The 5911-nt window shown below is 33.8% G+C and carries 6 protein-coding genes; all 6 read right to left on the reverse strand.

The annotated features are described in order from the left end of the window. Window positions 1-254: 254 nt before the first annotated feature. Complete coding sequence (locus ACN0QX_RS15210; protein ID WP_417198168.1) at window positions 255-884, reverse strand: hypothetical protein; 630 nt, start codon at window positions 882-884, stop codon at window positions 255-257. Window positions 885-968: 84 nt separating this feature from the next. Then, on the reverse strand, window positions 969-2516 hold the full coding sequence (locus ACN0QX_RS15215) for an N-acetylneuraminate synthase family protein (RefSeq protein WP_417198169.1): 1548 nt from the start codon (window positions 2514-2516) through the stop codon (window positions 969-971). Continuing rightward, the gene (locus ACN0QX_RS15220; RefSeq protein ID WP_417198170.1) at window positions 2516-3193 is read right to left on the reverse strand and encodes an inositol monophosphatase family protein; all 678 of its coding nucleotides are present in this window, start codon (window positions 3191-3193) and stop codon (window positions 2516-2518) included. Before ACN0QX_RS15220 ends, ACN0QX_RS15215 begins: the two co-directional genes overlap by 1 nt. Then, on the reverse strand, window positions 3193-3849 hold the full coding sequence (locus ACN0QX_RS15225) for a cytidylyltransferase domain-containing protein (protein ID WP_417198171.1): 657 nt from the start codon (window positions 3847-3849) through the stop codon (window positions 3193-3195). Before ACN0QX_RS15225 ends, ACN0QX_RS15220 begins: the two co-directional genes overlap by 1 nt. Window positions 3850-3854: 5 nt before the next feature. Beyond that, on the reverse strand, window positions 3855-5573 hold the full coding sequence (locus ACN0QX_RS15230) for a hypothetical protein (RefSeq protein ID WP_417198172.1): 1719 nt from the start codon (window positions 5571-5573) through the stop codon (window positions 3855-3857). A gap of 57 nt (window positions 5574-5630) precedes the next feature. Further along, window positions 5631-5911, reverse strand: a 281-nt coding sequence (locus tag ACN0QX_RS15235) for a glycosyltransferase family 2 protein (protein WP_417198173.1), incomplete at its 5' end; no start/stop codon positions are given.

The raw sequence follows: 5911 nt of genomic DNA on the forward strand, positions 1-5911 counted from the left end.
TGTTTACCATCCCGTACATCATTTTGCACAGCATGGTGATTGTCGGCTGTATGCACGGCCTGGAATGGGCACCAATTGGCGAGATGATCAACGAGGCGTTCGGCTATCCGGTCCTGACTGCCGTCGGCCTATATCTGACTGGCGGGGTATGGCCGAAAAAGTGATAAATGAAGTAAACGCTGCTGCTACCAAAAGGTATCCCATTATCCTACATACTTCTTAAAGTAGCAGCACGCTTTAAGAAACCAAACGATTTATTTATCTAACGCGATTCGGTATTCTTTGACTTTTTTCGCAATAAATGGTCCATTAGGTCGAGCACATTGCGCAATTTCCATCAGGCGTAACGCTTCATTTAAATCAACTTTCTCTAATTTAATAGCCTCGTCACGAATAAAATCTACGTCTTTGGCGATACGAATATCATCAAGTGTAACCGTGCGGATATTAATACGTGATCTCGGACTTAATTTAAAAAATCGATAACAATGGCTAATTATTTCATCTAGCTCATTTTGGCCGATTGATGAGAGCACCTTTTTTAATCTAACAGCATCAGATGGCAAAGCGACAATTTCAATATTACCCGAGGATAATGCATTTTTCAGATTTCGTGAGTCTTGTGACTCTAAAATGGTATTTAATTCTGACTTAATAACTATGTCTGTACTCTTAATTTTACGACTAGAAGCATGAAAACCATACTCATCCATTTTCAATATCCAACTATGCTTGAGGTCAGTCAAGGAAAACTCAATGGTTCTAGATTCTTTGGATTCAAAGAAACCTGTTGGAAAAAGATAATTCAAAGCTTTAGCAACTGACTTCTGCTGTATTTTTCTAGGAATCAAGACAAGAAGCGTACTTAGGATCTTTTTATTCATAAATTTATACAAGACTAAAATTAAAAACATTCGTGCTGGTCAACAAAAAATAGTTTTAGTGTTGACCAGCGCGCTGCTATCTATCTACTTCCTATATTTATGATGTTCTGTTTCTAACACAAACTTAGTATCATTTCCGACACAAACTTCAGCAACACGAATGTCGCGAACAAAGTTAGTGAAATTATCAGTAAGCATATCAATAGCCACGTTATCAAAATGAGCCCATGGTGTATTACCATACTTAACATGCTTTTCAACCATAAGGCCACCAGCCGCAACCGAAAGCTGACAGCATAGAGAACCTACATCATGACTAGAGTACCCAGGAATGATTTTAGAATGTTGTTTACTCAAATCATGGTAATGCCTAACAACAGCGACATTCGCATCTTCATTCATTGTTGGATACGAAGAAACACACTGTAATAAATAAAGGTTGCGACAATTTTTAAATTGTTCAAGAACAAATTCTTCATAAGCAGCATCTGTCATCCCTGTTGATAATACAACATCACCTTTAAAATCCTCCGCTACTGCTTTAAGAAATTCAGTATGCTCAGAGATAGTTGATGGTAACTTAACCATCTCTGGATTAAAACGCTTCATAAACTCATAAGAAGGAAGATCTAAAACTGATGCGAACCACTTGATACCATATTCTTGGCACCATTTCTCTACCATTTCGAAGCCAAATTCATCCAACTCTAAACCATTACGATAATCTCTAAACGTGTTACCAAATGGAGATTTGTATGGTTTAGCTAGCTCTTCTTGTGAATAAAAACTTTCAACATCACGCTTTTGAAGCTTGATGTAGTCAGCACCAGATTCAGCCGCGGCCTTGATCATTTTCTGAAGTAGCCCGAGGTCGCCGAAATGATTGGTAGTGATTTCAGCAACGACTTTTACTCTATAGCCCTTATTACCGCCATTAGAATTAATAGAAGAGGAAAGCAATGATTTTTGTGGCTCACTACCGTTAACAGACTTATTGAACTCTTTAAAATTCATGGAACTGAATGATAAGTCGCCAACATGATTAACATTGATAGAAAGATCTTGTGAATGAGATAAAATCAATTCTAAATACGCTTTCTGACTATTCAGCAGACTTTCTACATAATCATTATTTCCTAGAGCAATCTCACTACTAGATTTTGATGAGAAACCACTTGTTAGGGTAAAGTCAAAACCCAAAAGATATACGTCAAGTTTATCCCTGACATAATCAGCACATAAATTAGCCAGCTTAATTGCTGAAACGACCGTTGCATCTTCTAATAAGAATTCCCGATCAAAAAAACGCTCTTGGAGAGGTCGTACGTTTTCAGGGTCTTCGTAAATATGATCAACGATAACAGTTGAAGGACGACCAGAATCTTCACAGCGAGAAGTAATATAAAAACTGCAATTACCACCACTTTCATTTAAATAATCTGATACCCAAGATAAATGATAAATACCAATATCTCCTGGGTAAGCTTTCTCTGAATCATTAATGTTAATAATAAAAAACTCAGACAGCTTAGAGAGATCAACTTTATCTAACGATGAGCCTTTACCAATAACAGCTATTTTAGATTTACCAGACAGTTTAAAAAACTTAAGAATATCATTAATAGTTTTCATTAGTTAGCCTCTAGTAGAATTTTATACTTTCGGGTAGGAAATAAAATTTGACCTTTATACTCCACGCCATCGACAAATGCCTTGACCCCATGTTCAATAGCAAGATTCAATCCGGGTAATACATCCCAGCAGTTAACTCCTTTTACATTTTCAAAACGAGCATAACTACCTTTGACTGCCGACAGCATATTATACATAGAACAACCTATAATCCTATATTCAAAACCATCAGGTAATTTGAGTAAGTCTTCTTTTGTTAGTGATGATGAAAGACCATGAATTCTTGATTCAAATCGTTTTATAGGTTGACCAGTTAAGGCAAATTCATTCAACTCTGGAAGAAGTATACAAGATGTTTCGTGAACTCCATTTGTATATATAGAAACCCCCACTCCCCACTCTCTCAAACCACTAACAAAATTCTCGGTGCCATCTATAGGGTCCAACACAACATATGAGCCATTAATATCCCATTGGACATTATCAAATGGTGCTAATTCTTCAGAAATCAGTTCGTGATTTGGAAGATATTCTTTACAAAAATCGAATACAATCTCCTGAACCAAGAGGTCGCCTTTTGATACAAAGCTATTGTCTGGCTTCAATTCCTTTTCATCACGAAGACTTGTTATATCATCCAACTTAGCATAAATTCTTTCTATTAAAACATCTAACATTACAAATCCTTAATCAAGTCTGAACTGACAAGTGCGTTAGCAATATGGAAATCTATAGGTTCATTGATATCAACAGCTTCAATTCTATCCACTTCAATTAACTTTGGGTTGTTACCAATACGTCTGCTAGCTTGAACAAGTTCTTTAGAGTAGGCGTATAGACCCGTTGTCTCTATAAAGAATGGGTCAAGATCTTGTGTACGTGGAATGGATGTAGGATCGTAATTAAAAGCTTTCCCTGCCAACCACAAAAATTCATTTTTCCGTTCCACTGTCAGTGCAGAATCATGACCTTCGACAATTAACGCATCCACAGATTTTTCAATTGTTTCTGATTTTATAAATGGTGCGGTTGCATGCGTTAATACATAGAAATCAGAATCAACATCATTCATAAATGATTGCATGACTTCATTTATTTTTGTCGTATCAGAATCAAGATCCTTGCTACGTTGTAAGAATTTTATCCCATCAGGGAGGTATTCCTTAATTGAAGGATCACTACAATATACATAAATATCATCAATATTATTAACTTTTATTAATGAACTTAAGATGTAATCAATTAGCGGTCTTCCATTAGAAAAAGGCTTTGTGTTTTTTCCAGGTAAACGTTCATTATTAAGTTTTACTGGAACAAATGCTGTAACTTTCATTTTATTTACCTTCTAATTATACTGACTAACCTTTGCGCTAACGCAAGAAATCCGTTTTTATCCATAGTATAACTAACATAATCAGTCCTATCATTATCAAATACTACATCCTCTATTAAATCCACTGGTACAGGAATAGCTAATGGATTGATATGACATAATGAACTTTCTAGTTGTCCCGCTCTACTGATGTGCGTAATACCTGGCTTTCTAGCAATTCTTGAAATTAGCATAGAACCTGTTAGTTGATTAGCAATGAAAAAATCAATATATCCTGACTGTCGGATCTTTTCTTCCATTGTTTCGCCGATAAGATTTATTAATTTAACGTTATCTGGTACAAGTTCTTTAAAGCGTTCAAAAATTACCAAGTCGTTATTTATTTCTCTATAATCCACAGCCGACTTATTATGAGGAGCTGTCCACCCATCTAGATAAAGATTAATTTCTTCAAATAAAGGTGATAATAAGGATAATAACTCTATTTGATACTCAACTTGTTCAAGCCAAGATCTTTTTTGTACAGTAATCCCCATCCAAATTGAAATACTATTATCTTTATTTTCATCTTTCTTATGAAAACCAATATTTTCTCGTATTCTTTGGTCTAATTTATCTATTAATTGCGTTCCTTCGACTTTATAAAACTCTCTACCTATCTTAAAAATCAAAGATTGACACTTGGATATTGAATCATAATTAACTAATTTATAATTAATATCTTTGAAAATTATCTTTAGATCTAAAAAATCCTGTCCAACAACTTGAAGAATAGAGTTAGAGATAGATTTTCTTTCAATTAAGTCGTTTAATAATGGGATGTTATTATATAAATAATGATATGGCCGACCATGACTTACCAAAAGAGATATTTCTAGGTCTGATAAATTCTTTAATTTCCTTGCCCCTGAAATAATTGTCCATACGGAATCAGCTAAAGAGTTAAAAATTTGCTCTTCATTCAGATGATGTAATATTTTCAATACATTATGTTCAGGAAAGTAGACTGCATCACAAGTAGTTACATGTTGAAATAAAACCACTACTGTTGCTTCTATATCTATTCTAATGATGTTAATATTGTTGAAATAGTGATTATCAGTTACTTTTACTCTACGCTCTATAAAATCATCAACAAATGAATTACTATTAAAATAGTTAGTAACCCTGTTAATTAATATTTGTGAATCTATATCATCCGTAGTGCTTTTTTTCTTATTATTCAGCGCGACAAACAGTCTCTTAAATTCTTCTTCATCCACTTTAAAACTAAACGTTTCTTTTAAGAGATCGATATTATCAAAGTTTTTATAATCTAACACATCTTTAACTTCATCAATATTATAATCTAATTCACCCACATCTGTTTTTTTAAATGTGCAAAGAATATTATACGTACCATCACTATTAAGATAGTAAAATTCTAATTTATCATTAATTGATGCGTCTATTGAAAAACCGCAAACATCACTAACCGATGCCAAATCAGGAGCAATGGCTTTTTTTGCATCTTTCCTGACTCTATTTATTTGAACTTTACGATAAATGTCATTTTCTTTAATGAATAGATTATCATATCCTTCTTTTGAAATATACCAGCCAGAAAAACTTAAATCTTTATCATAAGAAATAATTTCATTTGTTAATGGAAAGTCAATGTTTAAAACATTACCTTTTTTTAGTTCTTCTTCAGAAAGATATTTATTTATTAAAATCTTACGCATTTTTTTATCTTATATTTACAGGGGGAAAGTTACCCCCTGTATTTAGTTATGTATGAATCAAATTGCTAATGAAAAATTTTCCTTTTTTAAGGTTAAATTATTACTATAATAACAATCAGCTATATTATCGGTATTCCAAGTCGATTTCATATACTCAACTTCCCCCATAAAACGCTTAATTTTTTCCGGATTATCTTCAGCGCCACGAGAGATCGATTCGTAGTGATAAAGCTCCGCATAAGGAGTCCAGAGATTGCGATAACCTGCTTTTTTCACTTTAAGACAGAAATCCACATCATTAAAGGCGACTTTCAGGTCGGTTTCGTTAAGCCCTTTGA

Source organism: Bizionia sp., from assembly GCF_048259285.1.
GTDB classification, from domain to species: domain Bacteria; phylum Bacteroidota; class Bacteroidia; order Flavobacteriales; family Flavobacteriaceae; genus Algorimicrobium; species Algorimicrobium hallyeonense.